Consider the following 18,814-nt stretch of genomic DNA (forward strand, 5'->3'; position numbering starts at 1 on the left):
CGTATGATTTTCAGAAAAAAGATGAGACATGGTTTATTTCTTGCTGCAGGTGTATTCTTGCTTGCTGCAGGACCCACTTGGCTGACATCAGTTGCAGGTAATAGCGTTTTGCCACAGACCTATAACGGATTGGTAAACCGATCTGACAGGGCGCTGGTGGCGGTAAAGGCGGATCAGGGGAATTTGGTTAGCTGGCGTTTTTACCCGGAAGATGGTCCGGCAGCATCTTTTGTTCTTAAACGGAATGGAGAAGAGATTTACCGGGGCAGTAATACGAACTTCCTGGATAAGGAGGGAAAATCAGGAGACAGGTATGAGCTGGAGGATCATCTGGGAAGCAGGCATATCGGACAAACCGCTTTTGCGTGGGATAAGGAATATCTGGAAGTGATTTTGCAGGCACCCGCAAAACAGGTCATGCCCGATGGTTCCGTTACAGATTATACAGCCAATGACATGTCTGTAGGAGATTTGGACGGGGATGGACAGATGGAACTGATTGTGAAGTGGTATCCAGATAATGCCCAGGATAATTCAAAGGATGGATATACAGGAACAACGTTTCTTGATGCTTATGACATTGATACGAATACAGGTGCCGTAACACTTCTATGGAGAATTGACCTGGGAGTGAACATCCGCTCCGGTGCCCACTATACGCAGTTCCAGGTATGGGATTACGATGGAGATGGAAAAGCAGAAGTGATCTGTAAAACGGCTGATGGCTCTACTTCTTATCAGAATGTAGATGGTGTATTAAAGGAAACGGGTCATGTCGGTGCGGTTAATGCAGAAGCCCTTCCAACGGATAAAATAAGTGAAAAGTATGACTACCGCAGTTCCCAAAAAAGAATTGGGCGTATTGTAAATGGAGATGAATTCTTAACTGCATTTGATGGAGAAACCGGTAAAATCATAGACACGACGGCATATATTCCTTCCAGAGGAATCTATGACGAGAAAACTGGAACCTGGGACACCTCTATGTGGGGACTGGACAGCAAAGGAAGACCAGAACCACAAGGATATGCCAACCGTCCAGACCGCTTTCTGGCTGCAACGGCTTATCTTGACGGAAAAAATCCAAGTGCTGTATTCTGCCGTGGATATTATGGACGGACCGCCATTGCTGCCTGGGATTTAAAAAATGGGAAACTGACTCAAAAGTGGATTTTTGATGTGCCTACAGGTGATCCTTATGCAGGACAGGGAAATCATGGTTTGTCTGTCAATGACGTTGACAATGATGGTAAAGATGAGATCATATATGGTTCCTTAACCCTTGATCATGACGGAACGCCCAAGTATACCACAGGATTGGGACATGGAGATGCCATGCATGTGGGAGACTGGAATGATGACGGAAAACTGGAAGTCTTCCAGGTTCATGAAGAAAAAAGTGCAAAATATCATATTGAACTTCACGATGCAGATACAGGAGAGATCTTGTGGGGATATCATTATGGAAAGGATACAGGACGGGGGGTTGCTGCGGATATTGATCCAAGACACCCTGGAGCTGAAATGTGGGGAGCTGTTAAAGCCATCACTTATAATTCCAAAGGACAGCAGATCTATAAAGAAGGCGTAAGACCCAGCCAGAACTTTTCTATTTACTGGGATGGAGATCTTTTGATGGAACTGTTTGATTCCAATAATTCCAAGGATTTAATTCCTCAGGTGCAGAAGTGGAATTATGAAAAAGAAAAAACAGATGTTATGATCCAGATGGATGGGACAGAACTGAACAATGGAACGAAAGCAAACGCAGGTCTTGTTGCAGATATTCTTGGAGACTGGAGAGAAGAGATTATTGTACGGGATGCAGGTGACAAAAACAAAATAAGAATATATACCACTCCCATTGAAACGGATTACCGTGTTCCATGTCTACTTACCAACAGGGCTTATCTGGAAGGAGTGGCATGGCAGAATACCGCTTACAATCAGCCAGCTAATTTAAGTTATCTGCTTTCTTCCGGAATCAGGGTTCCAGAAGTAACGGTTCAATTAGCAGGGAACCAGACTGCCGGTTTAAAGTGGAGTGCTGCAAGTGATGGGACGTACGGTCATAAAGTGTCCGGCTATGAGATTTACCGGGCAGAGCAGGATGGAGATTTTATTCTTGTGAAAACCGTAGGGAACAATACCTTATCTTATGAAGATAAAGACTTAAAATCAAATACCCGGTATCAGTATAAGGTGGCTGGGATTGTGAATGGAAAGACTTCTTATTTTTCATTTCCAGTTTCCCTGACACCGGATTCTTAACCACAGATCATAAAAAGGAACCGTCGGTTCTGTATAGACCGTCGGTTCCTTCTTGCTAACATTCTTTTAATACCAGCCTGGGATCTGCAACCATGGAATAGTTGGTATGGTAAATAACAAATCCGGGGGCAGCTCCTGTGACTTTTTTAATCTGCTTTCTCTGGATATAATCAATCTCCACTTTATCATTGTCCCTGCCTTTGGAGTAATAGGCAGCCAGGGAAGCTGCTTCCTCAAACAAGCGGTCAGGCAGTTCTTTTCCTTCTGTTTTTACAATAACATGGGAACCGGGGATGCCTTTTGCATGAAACCACCAGTCATTGCCATTTGCAAATTTAAATGTCAGTTCCTCATTCTGATAGTTATTTTTTCCGACATAGATATGGAAGCCATCTGTGGAAATATAATGAAAAGGTCTGCTTGTAACTTTTGGCTTTTTGTCCCCGCTACGGCGGTGTTTGATATATCCATACTCCATCAGCTCCTCTTTAATCTGGACCAGATCTTCTTCTTTTAATGCAATGTCCAGGGCGGAGCTGACTGATTCCAGATGATCAATCTCCAGTCTGGTTTCTTTAATCTGCTCTGTTACCGCTTCAAAGGTACGTTTCAGTTTATTATACCGGTCGAAATATTTCTGTGCATTTTCTTTTGCAGTTAACTGATCGTCTAAGGGAATGGTAATGTCTTCGTTGGTATAAAAATTAAAACAGGTCAGTTTTCTCTCTCCACCAGTCAATTCATATCCGTAAGTGTGAAGAAGTTCCCCATATATCTTAAACTTCTCCCTCTTTTCCGTATCCTTTAGCTGTTTTTCCTGAAGGTCGTATTTTTTGTAATTCCGCTCCAGAGCTGTCTGCACGATTTTCCGTAAATCAGAGGACTTTTGCCGAATTCTTGTAATCGTGTTTTTTGAGGCGTAATATGTTTCTAAAAGTGAACTGATGGATTCAAACGATTCTGCTCTATAATCTGTTCCTTCATAACAGGTCAGGGGAAGGGCAGAAAATTCCACTGGCTCCTCCTCACGGTAAACGATGTTGGGCGTAAAGTTCTCCTGTCTGATATCTTCTATAAAAAGAGAGAACATCCGGTAGAGATGGATCATCTCTGTTTCTGTCAATTCAGTGGCGAAACGATCTCCATCAATTCCCGCAAGGTGGCAGAGTTCATGTCCCATAACAGGGCTGATGCCTGTAAGCTTTAAATAAAGAGCCTTCTGTATGGGGTCTGACGTTGCTCCTATAATCTCAGAAAATTCATCAGAAGAAATGGTCAGAGGATCTTTTTTATCCATGGTATGGGGAATAAAATAAGTTCTTCCTGGCAGAACTTCTCTTACAGAACTTACCTGGGCAGAGATATGTTTGATACTGTCTATAATCATATCGGATTCATTGCAGAAAATAATGTTGCTGTGCTTTCCCATGATTTCAACAATCAGTTTCTTAGTTCGTTTATCTCCCAGTTCATCCAGATGTTCGATTTCCATACAAAGGATTCTCTCAAGACCTGGCTGGGTTATTTTCATAATCCGCCCGTTTCCGATATGCTTTCTTAAAAGCATGCAGAAATTAGGTGCTGTCATGGGACTTTGTTTATTAGACTCTGTAAAATATACCAGCGGAAGACTGGCACTGGCAGAGATTAAAAGCCTCCATGTGTTTTTTTGATTTTTAATTGTAAACAGCAGTTCGTCTTTTTCCGGCTGGGCAATTTTTGCAATCTTGCCGCCTTCTAACCGGTCCTTCATCTCTGCTGCGAGATTAGCCATAACAATTCCGTCTAATGCCATCGTCTGATTCCTCCGGTAAATGGTCTATATGATACAAATAGTATAGCACAGAAACACGATTGTGTAAAATTCAAAACCAATTGACTTGTTTTTTAATATGACTTATAATGGATATTATCTATGGCGAAAGAGAGGCATTTGCAATGATTAAGAGCATGACAGGTTTTGGAAGGTACGAAACTGTCACGGATGAATACAAGATTTCCGTCGAGATGAAAGCTGTAAATCACAGATATTTGGATTTAAGCATAAAGATGCCGAAAAAGTTTAATTTTTTTGAAGCAGGAATCAGAAATCTGTTAAAGAATTACATCCAGAGAGGGAAAGTTGATGTTTTTATCAGCTACGAAGACTACACGGAGAATAAGCTGTGTTTGAAGTACAACAGTGCTCTGGCTGCTGAGTATATGGATTATTTCGCAAAGATGGAGACCCAGTTTGGAATTCCAAATGACATTAAGGTATCAGCCCTTGCAAGATGCCCCGAAGTTCTTACGATGGAAGAAGTTCCAGAGGATGAAGAACAGATGTGGAAGCTTCTTTCCGAGACTGTTGAGGAAGCTGCGAAACGGTTTGTGGATACCAGAATTACTGAAGGTGAGACATTAAAGACTGATTTGGTGAAGAAACTTAATTATATGACAGAACTTCTGGATTTCATTGAGGTCAGATCTCCAAGGATTCTTTTGGAGTACCGGACGAAACTGGAAGACAAAGTAAAGGAACTTTTAGCAGGTGCTTCCATTGACGAAGGCAGAATTGCTGCAGAAGTTACTATATTTGCTGATAAAATTTGTGTGGATGAAGAGACTGTAAGGCTTAGAAGCCACATTGAAAATACACGGGCAGAATTATGCGGCGGTGCAAGTGTGGGCAGAAAACTGGATTTCATTGCCCAGGAGATGAACCGGGAAGCCAATACAATCTTGTCAAAGGCCAATGATCTGGAGATCTCAGACAAGGCAATTACCTTGAAGACTGAGATTGAAAAGGTTCGGGAGCAGATCCAGAATATTGAGTAGGAGAATGATAGACCAATGAATGAACAAGGCATGTTGGTGGTTGTATCGGGTTTCTCAGGAGCAGGCAAGGGAACTCTTATGAAAGAGCTTTTGAACCGGTATGATAATTATGCGCTGTCCATTTCTGCGACCACCAGGAACCCCAGAGCCGGGGAGATAGACGGAAGAGAATATTTCTTTGTTACAGAAGAATCATTTAAAGAGATGATAAAAGAAGACGCATTGATTGAATACGCCCAGTACGTAAAACATTTCTACGGAACACCCAAAGAATATGTTTTGAATCGTATGAAAGAAGGGAAAGATGTAATTCTGGAGATAGAGATTCAGGGAGCACTTAAAATTAAAGAACGTTTCCCTGAGACAATCCTTATTTTTGTAATGCCTCCCAGTGCGGAAGAGTTAAAACGCCGTTTAATTGGAAGAGGAACAGAAAGCATGGAAGTAATCAATGCCAGGCTGAAACGTGCATCAGAAGAAGCGAATGGAATGGAAGCATACGATTACATTCTGATTAATGATAAGATTGATACATGCGTGGAAGAGATGCACCAGATGATTCAGGTACAGCATTGCCGTGCTTCCAATAATACAGCATTTTTATCCCAGATCCGGGAAGAATTAAAGAATATATAGCTGATTAAGAAAGGGGAATAAAAGATGTTACATCCATCCTATTCAGATTTGATTAATGTAGTAAACAGTGAGGTAGAACCAGGCGATACTCCCGTTGTACAGAGCCGTTATTCCATCGTGATCGCCGCTGCAAAAAGAGCAAGACAGATCATTGGAGGTTCTGAGCCGGAAGTACCGGGAGCTGGAAAAAAGCCGCTTTCTGTTGCAGTAGAAGAATTATATGAAGGACATGTAAAGATTTTAAGCGAAGCAGACGCGACAGAAGAAGACGATAATTGAGAAAAAAGGCCGTCTCCCTTTTGGTAGATGGCTTTTCTCGTATTTGAAATTTTAACGACAGGAGTTTTAGGATGAAATTATTATGTGTTTCATTGGGCTGTGACAAGAATCTTGTAGACACGGAGATGATGTTAGGTCTGTTGAATAAAGACGGATATACCTTTACTGATGATGAATATGAAGCGGATGTCATTGTTGTCAATACCTGCTGTTTCATTGCGGATGCAAAAGAAGAAAGCATTAATACGATTTTGGAGATGGGTCAGAGAAAAATTGACGGCAACTGTAAAGCACTGATTGTAACGGGATGTCTGGCGCAGAGATATAAGCAGGAGATTGTAGAAGAGATTCCAGAGGTTGATGGAATTTTGGGAACGTCTACTTACGACGAGATCTCCAATGTCTTAAAAGAAGCGTTGGCAGGGAAGGAACATGTACAGCTCTTTCACGAATTAAAAGGAATTCCAGAAGTGGAGACGGGACGTGTACTTACCACAGGAGGTCACTATGCTTTTTTAAAGATCGCAGAAGGATGCGATAAGCATTGTACTTATTGTATTATTCCCAGTCTCCGTGGAAGCTACCGCAGCGTTCCCATGGAGCGGTTGATAAAAGAAGCGGAAGAACTGGCAGCGCAAGGCGTGAAAGAACTGATTCTGGTGGCGCAGGAGACAACACTGTATGGTGTGGACATTTACGGGAGAAAGTCACTTCCCCAATTGTTGAAAAAGCTTTGCAGAGTATCTGGAATCCAGTGGATCAGAGTTCAGTATTGCTACCCGGAAGAGATTACGGATGAGCTGATTCAGACAATAAAGGAAGAAGAAAAGATCTGCCATTACCTGGATCTCCCTATCCAGCATGCCAGCGACCGGATTTTAAAGAGGATGGGGCGGAGAACGAGCAAAGATCAGCTTCGTGAGATTGTGAAAAAGCTGAGGAGTGAGATTCCAGACATTGCACTGCGCACCACTTTGATTTCCGGATTTCCTGGTGAGACAGAAGAAGATCATGAGGAATTAATGGAATTTGTGGATGAACTGGAGTTCGAACGTCTGGGTGTATTTGCCTACTCAGCCGAAGAGGATACTCCGGCTGCAGAATTTGCTGATCAGGTTCAGCAGGAGATCAAAGAAGACCGTCGGGATGCGATTATGGAGCTTCAGCAGGAAATATCATTGGAACATTCCAATTCCATGATCGGGAAAACCGTAGAAGTAATGATTGAAGGAAAAGTGGCTGATGAGAATGCTTATGTAGGCCGTACTTATATGGATGGTCCTGGTGTGGATGGAATGATTTTTGTCCAGACGGGTCAGGTGATGATGTCAGGTGATTTTGCCAGAGTTCGTGTAACAGGAGCCATGGAATATGATTTGATGGGGGAATTGGAAGATGAATTTACCGAATAAACTTACGATTTTAAGAGTTATCATGATTCCGTTTTTTGTTTTTTTTCTTCTGAGAAATGGGGATGCAAACGGAGTACATCGTTGGATTGCGGCAGCAATTTTCATTGTCGCAGGTTTTACAGATCTGTTAGATGGAATGATTGCAAGAAAATATAATCTGGTAACGAATTTTGGAAAGTTTATGGACCCTTTGGCGGACAAGCTACTGGTTTGTTCTGCACTGGTCTGTCTGACTGCCTTAGGACAGCTTCCGGCATGGATGGTAATTGTTATCATAAGCAGAGAGTTTATCATCAGTGGATTCCGTCTGGTGGCATCTGATAATGGAGTCGTGATTGCCGCCAGCAAATGGGGGAAACTCAAAACAGTGTTTCAGATGACCATGGCTGTTCTGCTGATTGTAAATATATCTCTGTTATATCCAGTTACAGTCGTGGTCACATGGATTGCTGTGATTTTGACGATTGTATCACTGATTGATTATATAGGAAAGAATTATAAGGTTCTTACAGAAGGGAGTATGTAATCATTATGGTTGTTGAACTGATTTCAGTTGGAACAGAACTTTTGCTTGGAAATATTGTAAACACCAATACCCAGTTTCTTGCGGAAAAGTGTGCGCTTCTAGGATTGACCATGTATCATCAGGTTACAGTGGGGGATAACAGGGAACGGCTCAGGCAGGTCCTTGAGACCGCTCTGGAGCGTTCGGATGTGGTTATCTTAACCGGTGGATTAGGACCCACAGAAGACGATCTGACAAAGGAAGTGTGCGCAGAGGTAATGGGAAGTGATCTTGTGGAAGATTCCCACACGAAAGAACAGATTACAAACTATTTCAAGAACAGTATCTATAAGGAAATACCGGATAACAACTGGAAACAGGCGATGGTTCCTCAGGGAGCCATTGTTCTCGACAACAATAATGGTACTGCCCCCGGGCTTATCATAGAAAAAGATGGGAAGACGGCAGTTTTACTGCCGGGACCGCCCAATGAATTAAAGCCGCTTTTCATGGAACAGGTATTTCCTTTTCTGCAGAAGCGTCAGCCGGAAGTGATCCATTCCCGTATGATTAAGATTTGCGGACCAGGGGAAAGTCAGGTCGAGAACCGGATTCTTGATCTCATTGATGGTCAGTCAAATCCCACTATCGCCACTTATGCCAAAACTGCTGAAGTACATCTTCGTGTTACAGCAAAGGCTTCCAGTGAAAAAGAAGCCAAAGAGCTTTTAAAACCCATGGTAAAAGAGATTAAAAGCCGGTTTGGCAACGATGTGTATTCTACAAAAGAGGACGAGACTCTTGAGATGACAGTGGTTCGTCTTTTGAAAAAACATGAATTAACAGTAACCACGGCAGAATCCTGTACCGGAGGGTTAATAGCTGGACGGATTGTCAATGTATCAGGAGCTTCTGAAGTTTTTCAGGAAGGGTTTGTGACTTATGCCAACAAGGCTAAACGGAAATATCTGAATGTAAATAAAAGCACTCTGAAGAAATATGGGGCTGTCAGCAGTCAGACTGCAAAAGAGATGGCAACAGGAGGCGTATTTGCAACGGATGCAGACGTGTGTATTGCGGTGACTGGCATTGCAGGACCAAACGCAGAAGGTGAGAAGCCGGTAGGTCTGGTATATATGGCATGCTATCTGAAAGATAAAGTTAAAATCGAAGAATATCACTTTAAAGGCAATCGCGAAAAGATAAGGGAACAATCTGTTGTGAAAGCACTTGATCTTTTAAGACGGTGTATTCTTTCAAATTATAATACTTAAGAGGAGCCGAAAGGAGAGAAATTGTGAATATCCGTTTGCTGAAAAAACAGATGACTGCAGCTTATCAGTATTCTTATGTAAGGCTGGTCCTTAACTATTATACTCTTTTTGAAACAATTGGAGAAGAGCCTGGAATATCAGAATCTATTTCTGAGTGCTGCAGACGGTTAAATGAACTTCTTGGCGACCATTTTTCAGGGGTGGATTGTCTGGAAGATTTGCTTAAACTTCGGGAAGCAATTACCGGTGAAGTGGAGATTATGACTTCTTATACCGATTGTTTTCAGAACTATGAATATGTTCTCAATCGTCTGGAACGAAAGTTTAAATCCTTACCGGATAGCAAATCAGATGATTCTGCATTTGCCGAGAAACTGCTGTCTTTTATTACTGGTTCTGACGAGACGGTAGTAATGAATGGCAGAATTAAGGATGTCGTTGGCCAGCTTCCGGTTCGTCTGACAAAGCAGAAGTTTTTCAGCCTTATTGCAGAAGGACTGTCTGTATATATCGGTTCTTCACCGGAGAGCTTCCAGGATATGATGTATACACTTCGTTCTGTATCCATGACAAGTCTTCCTAATGATATGAAAAAAGGGCATGAGGAGTTTTATTCACTTTTAGAACAGTTCCGTTGCATGGATTATAAGAATTTAACCGGAGAACAGTTTGATTCTGCTATGGCAGGTCTTAAGTCGGTCAGTGAGAAGCTCATTGCTGAATCTGGTCTTTATGTGATGCTGCAGGAGATTGTTAATGATTTCTGCGTTCTTCTATTTTCAGGAAAAGAAGCGGTAATTGATGTAAATGAGGAAGAATTTTACCAGTCCATGATTACAGAAGTTCTGGGGAAATTTCAAAAAGAAGATTATTCGTTTGGCGATGACTCATTTTTTGAAAAACTGACTCAGTTAGAGGGCAGGCAGGAATCCTATTATGAACGGTATTTAAAAGTGGAAGTACCCCAGGAAGAGGAAGAATGGGGAACAGATCCGGATTATATTAAATCAGTTAATATTGACAGACTTTTATCCGGAAGCAGTTTTGCAGAATTAAAGACGTTTAAGACGGAGATTGTTTCTGAAAAGGAAGAGTCTTTGGTTGATCGTTTTTATCTGGAAAAAGAAACGGGTATCTATATAAAGGAACTGGAACAGTTTTTCTCCGGAACATCAAAACAGGTTACAAGAGCTGTGATGGCGAAAGTGCTTTCTTGTCTTCCGGTATACTTTAACTCCATAGATGAAATACAGGCATATATCAGAGGAAGTCTGACAAGCTGCCTGGACGAAGCGGAAAAAGAAACGTGCAAAGAATTATTGGAAGAGCTGATGGATTATGAAAATATGCTGGTTTGATCATCTGTATGTAGGTGAGAAAGCGAAGAAATGGCGCTACCGGATTATCCAGGGAATTCGGAATTCAAAGCCGGGACTTGGTATTTATGTGATTATACCGGCTTCAAATGGGAATAATATACTTGATATCTATCCGGCACCAGAGTTGTTTGTCCCTTTTTTTCAAAGAGAAGAGATACTGGTATTGGGCATTGCTGCTGATTACTGGGAAGCTCTGGAGGTGGCCGGATGTCTGATTCATGATATGTACCAGATAACAGGAGGCTTTCATTTATCTGCATTTGTGGAGAAAAAAAGCCAGTAAGGTGTGAGGTGTCCATGCTTCATATAATTTTATTGATATTAAAAATATTTGGCCTTCTTTTGCTGGCTGTTGCAGGAATTCTTCTTTTTCTGCTTCTGTTGGTGCTTTTCGTACCTGTCCGCTATCGCGGAAGAGGCTCTTATTACGGAAAGGGAAAAGGAAGTGCTGTAATCTCCTGGTTGCTACATATCCTTACCATAAGAGTCGAGTACGATGAGGACGTAACCGTTGCGGTGCGTTTCTTTGGTTTCCGCATTCTCAAACCAAAGAAGATAGATGAAGAACTGGAAGAAGCGGAAGAAATTATGGTTCATGCCATGGAACGGGTGGAACCGGAGGTTTTTAAAGAGGCGGAAGAGTTGAAAGAGGAAGTTCTTTTGGATACTCAGAATGAACAGCCAGAACCAAAGAAAAAAAGAATCAGATTATCTGGTTTTTGGAATCATGTGAGAAAGAGAATCAGACGTATTTTATCAAAAATTAAGTTTTTTTTCCGCAGGATCTATGATACACTGAGGACAGTAAATGAAAAAAAGAATGAGATTTATTCCTGGTTTTCCAATAAGGATAATCAGAAAACAGTAAGACTCTTTCTAAAACAAAGCAAGAAGCTGATACGGCATATCTTTCCCTTAAAGGGGAAAGGAACCGTTACCTTTGGTTTTGAAGATCCGTACATGACAGGGCAGGTGCTTGTGTATGCAAGCGCAGTTTATCCGTTTTGCCATAAACATCTGGATTTGTATCCGATGTTTGACCGTGCGGTTTTTGAAGCGGAAGGAGAATTCCGAGGCAGAATTCGGGTGTGGACACTGCTTATGATAGGCGGTCGGATGCTGATGGATAAGAATTTCCGAATTCTATTTAAGAGATGGCTTCGATAAAGGAGGAATTACTTTCGATGGCAGATAATAATTTTACATCTACAGTTGAGGCGCTCTTTAAGGGGATGGATTCTTTTGTGGCGACTAAAACTGTAGTAGGAGATGCAGTTAAGGTTGACGACGCGATTATTCTTCCTCTGGTGGATGTGACCTGTGGAATGGCTGCAGGTTCTTTCGCGGAAAATGCCAAGCAAAGAGGTGCAGGTGGTATGCACGCAAAGATGAGTCCGAGTGCAGTTCTCATCATTCAAAATGGAGTGACAAAACTGGTTAATATCAAAAATCAGGATGCAGTAACTAAGATTCTTGATATGGTACCTGATTTCGTGAACAAGTTTACAGGGGGAGCAAAAGAGGTTTCTTCTGACGCGGTAAAGGTGGCAGAGGAGATGGCAGCTTCCGGTGATGAAAAGGGAGTGGAATAAGAAGGGGATAAGCCGCATAGGATGTCATATAGTCTGAATGAATTGAGGGATGATATGAGAAGAGTATGCGGACTTATGCTGTTCTGTTTCGGAGCGGGAATGGCAATCCTGCTTTTTATCCCGGCAACAATCGTTACAATTTTGTTTATCATTGGATGTCTGGTATTGGGATATAATCTGTTTTGTTGCTGACAGAACATTGCTATAGAAGGAAAAGAACGTGGGCTGGTTCTTGAAAAGGACCAGCCCACATCTCTATAAATAAGCAAAAAAATACCCCTGACTGCAATCAGCCAGGAGTTTCCTTCGATTAAGCTCTTTCAACTAAGCCGGATCTTAAGCAGGAAGTACATACGTACATCTTCTTAGCGCCGCCAGTAGTAACTTTAACTTTAACGGACTTTACATTTGCTTTCCACATTTTATTGGATCTTCTATGGGAATGGCTCACTGCGTTACCAAAGTGAGCGCCTTTTTCACAAACTGCACATTTAGCCATGATTGCACCTCCTTAAAAGCTACTTGGATTTTTAATGGTTGAAAAATCCACAACAAGTGTATGATAACAGAAAACACCATGTTTTGCAAGTGAAAAATAAAATTTTGTTTCTTTTTTTGGTAAAATCATGTATAATTAAAACAGACAGAAAGAACGGAGGTAGAGACTATGAAGGGTTATATCAATAATAAACTGGGCGAAATCCAGGTAAGCCCTGATGTTATCGCTATGTATGCCGGAACTACTGCGGTAGAATGCTTCGGTATTGTGGGTATGGCGGCTGTCAGCATGAAGGACGGACTCGTTAAACTTTTAAAACGGGAAGGTCTGACTCATGGAATCAATGTAAATATTCAGGACAACCATATTACAATTGATTTTCATGTAATTGTTGCATATGGAGTCAGCATTTCTGCAGTTGCAGATAATCTGATTGAAAGTGTAAAATACAAAGTCGAAGAATTTACCGGAATGACAGTAGATAAGATTAATATCTATGTCGAAGGTGTAAGAGTGATTGATTAAGGAGGAAACTACCTGTGGGTATGAACTATATAGACGCCAGTATGCTGCAGAAGGCATTTCTGGCAGGCGCGAAAGGGCTGGAAGCAAAAAAAGATTGGATTAACGAATTGAATGTGTTTCCAGTACCGGATGGAGATACCGGAACCAATATGACCATGACGATTATGTCAGCGGCCAAAGAGGTGGCGGCCATTGAGAATCCCACAATGGATGCTTTGGTAAAAGCAATTTCTTCTGGATCATTAAGAGGTGCAAGAGGCAACTCAGGCGTTATCCTGTCTCAGCTATTCAGAGGTTTCACAAAGGAGATTGCAGGCGAAGAGCAGATTACCACACTTGTTTTGACCAATGCGTTTGTAAGAGCAACTGAGACTGCCTATAAAGCGGTTATGAAACCCAAAGAGGGAACGATTCTTACTGTGGCTAAGGGAATGGCTGATAAGGCTGCGGAGCTGGTCACTGAGACAGAAGATATCATAGAATTTTGTCAAAAGGTCATTGATCATGGCGATTATGTATTAAGCCAGACACCGGAGATGCTGCCCGTTTTAAAACAGGCAGGTGTAGTAGATTCCGGCGGACAGGGACTCATGCAGGTATTAAAAGGTGCTTTTGACTGTCTTCTTGGTAAAGAAGTGGATTTGTCTGTAGAGAGAAGTGATCACCAGCAGAGTTCATTTTCAGCAGACAGCAGAGGGCTTGAAGATATTGATATCAAGTTTGGGTACTGTACAGAATTTATTATTAATCTGGAAAAACCCTACGATGAAAATTCAGAACTGGATCTTAAGAATTATCTGGAATCCATCGGGGATTCCCTGGTTGTTGTCTCTGATGATGAAATAGTAAAAATCCATGTTCATACCAATGATCCAGGTCTGGCGATCCAGAAGGCTCTCACATATGGATCATTATCCCGGATGAAGATTGATAACATGAGAGAAGAGCATCAGGAGAAGCTGATTAAGGAATCAGAAAAGCTGGCACAGCAGCAAAAGGCGGAAAAAGAAGCAAAACCCCAGCCAAGAAAGCCTTATGGTTTTATTTCTGTATCAGCAGGAGAAGGTCTTGATGAGATCTTTCGTGGAATCGGTGCAGACTATCTGATTGAAGGCGGTCAGACGATGAATCCAAGTACTGAGGATATGTTAAATGCGATTGACCGGGTTAATGCGGATACGATTTACATTCTTCCCAACAATAAAAATATTATTTTAGCTGCGGAACAGGCAAAAAGTCTTGTAGAAAACAAAAAAGTCATTGTAATTCCATCTAAAACCATTCCTCAGGGAATCACTGCTATCATAAACTTTGCGGCAGATTTGTCACCGGAAGAAAACGAGAAGAATATGATGGAAGAACTGTCCAAAGTAAAGACAGGGCAGATTACTTATGCAGTGCGCAATACCATGATTGATGACATTGAGATTCAAGAAGGAGATATCATGGCATTAGGCGACCATGGAATCCTTGCTGTCGGCAAAGATATTGACACTACCGTTTTAAAATCGCTTCAGTCTATGATTGAAGAAGAATCAGAACTGGTGACCATTTATTACGGTAAAGATGTGAGTCCGGAAGAGGCAGAAGGATTGAAAGAAAAAGCAGAAGAGATCTTTTCTGCCTGTGAAGTGGAACTTCATGCAGGTGGGCAGCCTATTTATTACTATCTGCTTTCCGTAGAATAAAAGTTTGTATTTCCCGGGCAGATGGGACCATGACTGCCCGGGTTTTACTATTTGAAAAAGAGACTGGAGGTGAATTCTATTCATGAACCGTGAACCGATTGATACATTAAAGGGAATTGGAGAAAAAACAGGAAAACTGTTTCAAAAATTAGGAATTGTTACAGTAGGGGATCTTTTGGAGTATTATCCCAGAGCTTATGATGCTTACGAGGAACCTGCCCCCATTGGGGAACTTAAGCCAGATCATATCATGTCAGTAGCTGGAATGCTTTATAAAACTCCTGATGTAAAGCGATATAGCCATATTCAGGTCATTACCACAACTTTAAAAGATTCTACTGGCACCCTGACTCTGACCTGGTTTAATATGCCCTATCTTCATTCCACTTTAAAAGCGGGGATGCGTGCAGTTTTTCGCGGAAGAGTGGTGAAAAAGAGCGGGCGGCTTACCATGGAACAGCCGGAAGTGTTTACAGCGGAGGCTTATGAACAGATTATTCATTCCATGCAGCCTGTGTATGGGCAGACAAAAGGGCTTAGTAATAAAACCATTGTGAGGGCGGCAAGACAGGCTTTTGAAACACGGCAGATGATTCGGGATTATCTGCCGGCTTATTTAAGAAAAAAACATGAACTGGCGGAATATAACTTTGCCATCCAGCGGATTCACTTCCCAGAGGACCGAAAAGAATTGTTATTTGCCAGAAAACGCCTTGTCTTTGATGAATTTTTCTTATTTTTAATGGCAGTAAGAAGATTAAAAGAGCAAAGGGAAGATAAAAAAAGCCCTTATTACATAACACTGTCCCCAGAGGTGGAAGAATTGAAGGGAAAACTCCCTTATTCTCTTACGAAGGCACAGGAGAAGGTATTGCAGGAAGTATATGAAGATATGTCCGGCGGACAGGTGATGAACCGTCTGGTTCAGGGTGATGTGGGCTCTGGTAAGACCATCATAGCAATCTTAGCTCTTCTTCAGGCTGCCTTCAATGGTTATCAGGGGGCGCTCATGGTTCCCACGGAGGTTTTGGCAAAACAGCATTTTGAATCAATGACAGAGCTGTTTTCCCAATATGGGATAGAGAAAGTCCCTTTGCTGGTTACTGGTTCCATGACTGTAAAAGAAAAGAGAATTGCTTATGAAAAAATTGCTTCCCACGAAGCGGACATTATTGTGGGAACTCATGCTCTGATTCAGGAAAAAGTAATCTACGATCATCTGGCACTGGTAATCACCGATGAACAGCACCGGTTTGGTGTAGGCCAAAGGGAAATGCTTGGAAAAAAAGGCGAAGAACCTCATGTTATGGTAATGAGTGCAACACCCATACCAAGAACTCTTGCAATTATTATCTATGGTGATCTGGATATATCTGTTATTGATGAATTGCCGGCGAACCGTCTGCCCATAAAAAACTGTGTGGTGGATACAGGATACAGAAAAAAAGCATATGAATTTATTCGGAGCGAAGCAGCCAGGGGACATCAGGCTTATGTAATCTGCCCTATGGTAGAGGCAAGTGAGATGATTGAAGCGGAAAACGTAGTGGATTATACAAAGCTTTTAAAACAGGCTCTTCCCGGAATTGCAGTGGAATATCTTCATGGTAAGATGAAGCCAAAAGAAAAAAACAGGATTATGGAGCGGTTTGCAGCCAGAGAGATACAGGTACTGGTATCCACAACGGTCATTGAAGTGGGGGTAAATGTTCCCAATGCAACGGTAATGATGATTGAAAATGCAGAGCGTTTTGGTCTGGCGCAGCTTCACCAGTTAAGAGGAAGAGTCGGACGGGGAAAGGATCAGTCTTATTGTATTATGGTCAATGGTTCTGATCAGGATGGAACAAAAGAACGCCTGGATATTTTAAATAAATCCAACGATGGTTTTTATATCGCTTCTGAGGATTTAAAACTCAGGGGACCTGGTGATATTTTCGGAATCCGTCAAAGCGGAGACCTGGAATTTAAACTGGCGGATATTTTTACTGATGCTAATTTGTTAAAAACTGTATCCGAAGAAGTGACACAGCTTTTTAAAGAAGATATGGAACTTGAAAAAGAAGAACACAGGGAATTAAAAATTAAGCTGCAGGAATATCTGGAAAAAAGTTATGATAAGTTAAACCTGTAGCAGTATTTGGAATCAGGGGAGGTAAAATGGACAGAGTAACGTTAAAGATGGATGCAAAAGCAGCGATGAGACAAGCGGCAATCAGCCCATATGGTTTTACGGTGATTTTTATTGCTATTGTTGTGATTTTAGAAGTTGTGGAAACATTTTTTAATATAAATGAAGTTATATTAGACACCATATTCGGATACAGGGATCTTTGGCAGCTTCTCTCCTTTATAAGAACCAGTGCGGCGTTTTACGTTATTTATTTTGTGGTTAGCACCTTGATTGATTTTGGATACCAGTCATTTTCTTTAAAGGTTTCAAAAAGAGATGACACCATGTCTTACTGGGATATGTTTTCCAGTGTAAGATATATCTGGAAAGCTGTTTTACTAACGATTGTAATGTTTGTATTGGAACTTTTATGGTCGCTGCTCCTTATTATTCCAGGAATCATCGCTTCCTACCGCTATTCTCAGGCAGTTTTAATATTGGTGGAAAATCCGGAAAAGGGAATCTTCCAGTGTATTCATGAAAGCAGTGAGATGATGAAAGGTCATAAGTGGGAATACTTTGTATTGGAGCTGTCTTTTCTTTTATGGTATCTTATGGCGATTTTTACCTGCGGACTAGGCGCAATCTATGTGATCCCCTACAGCAACGTTACATTTGCAAATTTTTATAATGCTATTAAGCCAGATACAAATATGGCACCAGACAGAAATCTGGAATGAAAAAAGGAATCTAAGGAGTGCAAAAGATGAAGTGTATACTAATTGGGATCGCCGGAGGAACTGGTTCGGGAAAGTCAACGTTTACTAATCGGTTAAAAGAGGCATTTTGCGATGATATTGCAGTGATCTACCACGATAATTATTATAAAAAGCAGGACGGAATTCCTTTTGAGGAAAGAAAAAAGATGAATTACGATCATCCGGAAGCATTTGAAACAGAACTTTTATTAAAACAGCTTGACTGCCTGCGCCTTGGCAAGTCTGTCAAGTGTCCGGTTTATGATTATACCACTCATAACCGATCTGATGAAGTGGTGGAGATTAAACCTAAGAAGGTTATTTTAGTTGAAGGGATTTTAGTCTTTGCTGATCAGAGACTTCGGAATATGTTTGATATTAAAATATTTGTTGAAGCAGATGCTGATGAAAGAATTCTCCGCCGTGTGATTCGGGATGTGAAAGAACGTGGAAGAGATATTGAAGGTGAGGTAGAACAGTATTTAACTACAGTAAAGCCTATGCACTATCTTTATGTAGAACCGACCAAGCCTCTTGCAGATGTGATTATTAACAGTGGAATGAATGAAGTGGCATTTCAATTGATGAAGACAAATATTGAAAAAATGCTGACTTCCTGCTGATGAACTGAAAGTCTGTATAAGAGTAATTATAAGGGTTCAGAATGGATTTCCTAAGTTTCCCATTTTACGAAAAACCTTCTAGTTTATTTCATTATGTTTCAGCCATAATAGGAGTGTAGCACAAAACACACCATGTAAAAAACAAACAAAGACATGGTGAAATAGATGAAAAGGAGGCATTTTATTATGTCAGGAAAATCTAACACTACAAATGTACCAGAAGCAAAGGAAGCAATGGACCGTTTCAAAATGGAAGTAGCAAATGAATTAGGTGTTCCGTTAACAAACGGATACAACGGTAACTTAACTTCTGCACAGAATGGTTCCGTAGGCGGTTATATGGTTAAGAAAATGATTGAATCCTATGAGAGAAACCTTGCAGGTAAATAATCTGTAAAAAGAAAAGAGGAGTCGCAGACTGGTAAATGAAATTTATTTACAGG

20 protein-coding genes are annotated in these 18,814 nt (G+C 41.3%); 18 read left to right on the plus strand and 2 right to left on the minus strand.

What is annotated here, in order from left to right; genetic code table 11:
• Positions 1–3 precede the first annotated feature (3 nt).
• The gene (locus FAY33_RS01485) at positions 4–2,271 is read left to right on the plus strand and encodes a rhamnogalacturonan lyase (RefSeq protein ID WP_243126529.1); all 2,268 of its coding nucleotides are present in this window, start codon (positions 4–6) and stop codon (positions 2,269–2,271) included.
• Positions 2,272–2,326: 55 nt separating this feature from the next.
• Here FAY33_RS01485 and FAY33_RS01490 read toward each other — a convergent pair whose 3' ends face one another.
• A complete protein-coding gene (locus FAY33_RS01490; protein WP_143318989.1) occupies positions 2,327–4,066 on the minus strand; it encodes an NFACT RNA binding domain-containing protein in 1,740 nt (579 codons plus the stop codon).
• A gap of 143 nt (positions 4,067–4,209) precedes the next feature.
• Between FAY33_RS01490 and FAY33_RS01495 the strand changes: the two genes are divergently transcribed.
• From FAY33_RS01495 to FAY33_RS19240, 11 genes are all read left to right on the plus strand, one after another.
• On the plus strand, positions 4,210–5,088 hold the full coding sequence (locus tag FAY33_RS01495; RefSeq protein ID WP_143318990.1) for a YicC/YloC family endoribonuclease: 879 nt from the start codon (positions 4,210–4,212) through the stop codon (positions 5,086–5,088).
• 15 nt (positions 5,089–5,103) lie between these two features.
• The gene (gmk, locus tag FAY33_RS01500) at positions 5,104–5,724 is read left to right on the plus strand and encodes a guanylate kinase (RefSeq protein ID WP_143318991.1); all 621 of its coding nucleotides are present in this window, start codon (positions 5,104–5,106) and stop codon (positions 5,722–5,724) included.
• Positions 5,725–5,748: 24 nt separating this feature from the next.
• A complete protein-coding gene (gene rpoZ / locus FAY33_RS01505) occupies positions 5,749–6,003 on the plus strand; it encodes a DNA-directed RNA polymerase subunit omega (RefSeq protein ID WP_143318992.1) in 255 nt (84 codons plus the stop codon).
• Positions 6,004–6,074: 71 nt separating this feature from the next.
• On the plus strand, positions 6,075–7,415 hold the full coding sequence (gene rimO, locus FAY33_RS01510) for a 30S ribosomal protein S12 methylthiotransferase RimO (protein ID WP_143318993.1): 1,341 nt from the start codon (positions 6,075–6,077) through the stop codon (positions 7,413–7,415).
• Entirely contained in the window at positions 7,399–7,941 is a 543-nt protein-coding gene (pgsA, locus tag FAY33_RS01515) for a CDP-diacylglycerol--glycerol-3-phosphate 3-phosphatidyltransferase (protein ID WP_143318994.1), read from the plus strand. Before rimO ends, pgsA begins: the two co-directional genes overlap by 17 nt.
• A 5-nt stretch (positions 7,942–7,946) precedes the next feature.
• A complete protein-coding gene (locus FAY33_RS01520; RefSeq protein WP_143318995.1) occupies positions 7,947–9,194 on the plus strand; it encodes a competence/damage-inducible protein A in 1,248 nt (415 codons plus the stop codon).
• Between the two features lie 23 nt (positions 9,195–9,217).
• Positions 9,218–10,552, plus strand: a complete 1,335-nt coding sequence (locus FAY33_RS01525) for a hypothetical protein (RefSeq protein ID WP_143318996.1) — start codon at positions 9,218–9,220, stop codon at positions 10,550–10,552.
• The gene (locus FAY33_RS01530; RefSeq protein ID WP_143318997.1) at positions 10,533–10,856 is read left to right on the plus strand and encodes a hypothetical protein; all 324 of its coding nucleotides are present in this window, start codon (positions 10,533–10,535) and stop codon (positions 10,854–10,856) included. Before FAY33_RS01525 ends, FAY33_RS01530 begins: the two co-directional genes overlap by 20 nt.
• 14 nt (positions 10,857–10,870) lie before the next feature.
• Positions 10,871–11,740: a DUF2953 domain-containing protein gene (locus FAY33_RS01535; protein ID WP_143318998.1), complete on the plus strand. Its 870-nt coding sequence runs from the start codon at positions 10,871–10,873 to the stop codon at positions 11,738–11,740.
• A 17-nt stretch (positions 11,741–11,757) separates the two neighbouring features.
• Complete coding sequence (locus tag FAY33_RS01540; RefSeq protein ID WP_143318999.1) at positions 11,758–12,165, plus strand: GerW family sporulation protein; 408 nt, start codon at positions 11,758–11,760, stop codon at positions 12,163–12,165.
• Positions 12,166–12,219: 54 nt separating this feature from the next.
• Positions 12,220–12,357: a hypothetical protein gene (locus FAY33_RS19240; protein ID WP_013272624.1), complete on the plus strand. Its 138-nt coding sequence runs from the start codon at positions 12,220–12,222 to the stop codon at positions 12,355–12,357.
• 118 nt (positions 12,358–12,475) lie between these two features.
• On the opposite strand, the gene rpmB is transcribed toward FAY33_RS19240, so the two are convergent.
• Positions 12,476–12,664 (minus strand): 50S ribosomal protein L28, encoded by a 189-nt coding sequence (gene rpmB, locus FAY33_RS01545; protein WP_143319000.1) that lies wholly within the window; start codon positions 12,662–12,664, stop codon positions 12,476–12,478.
• Positions 12,665–12,832: 168 nt separating this feature from the next.
• Between rpmB and FAY33_RS01550 the strand changes: the two genes are divergently transcribed.
• From FAY33_RS01550 to FAY33_RS01575, 6 genes are all read left to right on the plus strand, one after another.
• Complete coding sequence (locus FAY33_RS01550; RefSeq protein WP_143319001.1) at positions 12,833–13,189, plus strand: Asp23/Gls24 family envelope stress response protein; 357 nt, start codon at positions 12,833–12,835, stop codon at positions 13,187–13,189.
• 14 nt (positions 13,190–13,203) lie between these two features.
• Complete coding sequence (locus FAY33_RS01555; protein WP_143319002.1) at positions 13,204–14,877, plus strand: DAK2 domain-containing protein; 1,674 nt, start codon at positions 13,204–13,206, stop codon at positions 14,875–14,877.
• 82 nt (positions 14,878–14,959) lie between these two features.
• A complete protein-coding gene (gene recG, locus FAY33_RS01560; RefSeq protein ID WP_143319003.1) occupies positions 14,960–17,011 on the plus strand; it encodes an ATP-dependent DNA helicase RecG in 2,052 nt (683 codons plus the stop codon).
• 26 nt (positions 17,012–17,037) lie between these two features.
• On the plus strand, positions 17,038–17,730 hold the full coding sequence (locus tag FAY33_RS01565; RefSeq protein ID WP_143319004.1) for a DUF975 family protein: 693 nt from the start codon (positions 17,038–17,040) through the stop codon (positions 17,728–17,730).
• Positions 17,731–17,756: 26 nt separating this feature from the next.
• Positions 17,757–18,371: a uridine kinase gene (udk, locus tag FAY33_RS01570; protein WP_143319005.1), complete on the plus strand. Its 615-nt coding sequence runs from the start codon at positions 17,757–17,759 to the stop codon at positions 18,369–18,371.
• A gap of 186 nt (positions 18,372–18,557) precedes the next feature.
• Positions 18,558–18,761 carry an alpha/beta-type small acid-soluble spore protein gene (locus FAY33_RS01575; RefSeq protein WP_143319006.1) on the plus strand — a complete coding sequence of 68 codons (204 nt, stop codon included), beginning with the start codon at positions 18,558–18,560 and terminating at the stop codon, positions 18,759–18,761.
• Positions 18,762–18,814 lie beyond the last annotated feature (53 nt).

This window comes from Clostridium sp. HBUAS56010, assembly GCF_007115105.1.
Lineage (GTDB): Bacteria > Bacillota > Clostridia > Lachnospirales > Lachnospiraceae > Lacrimispora.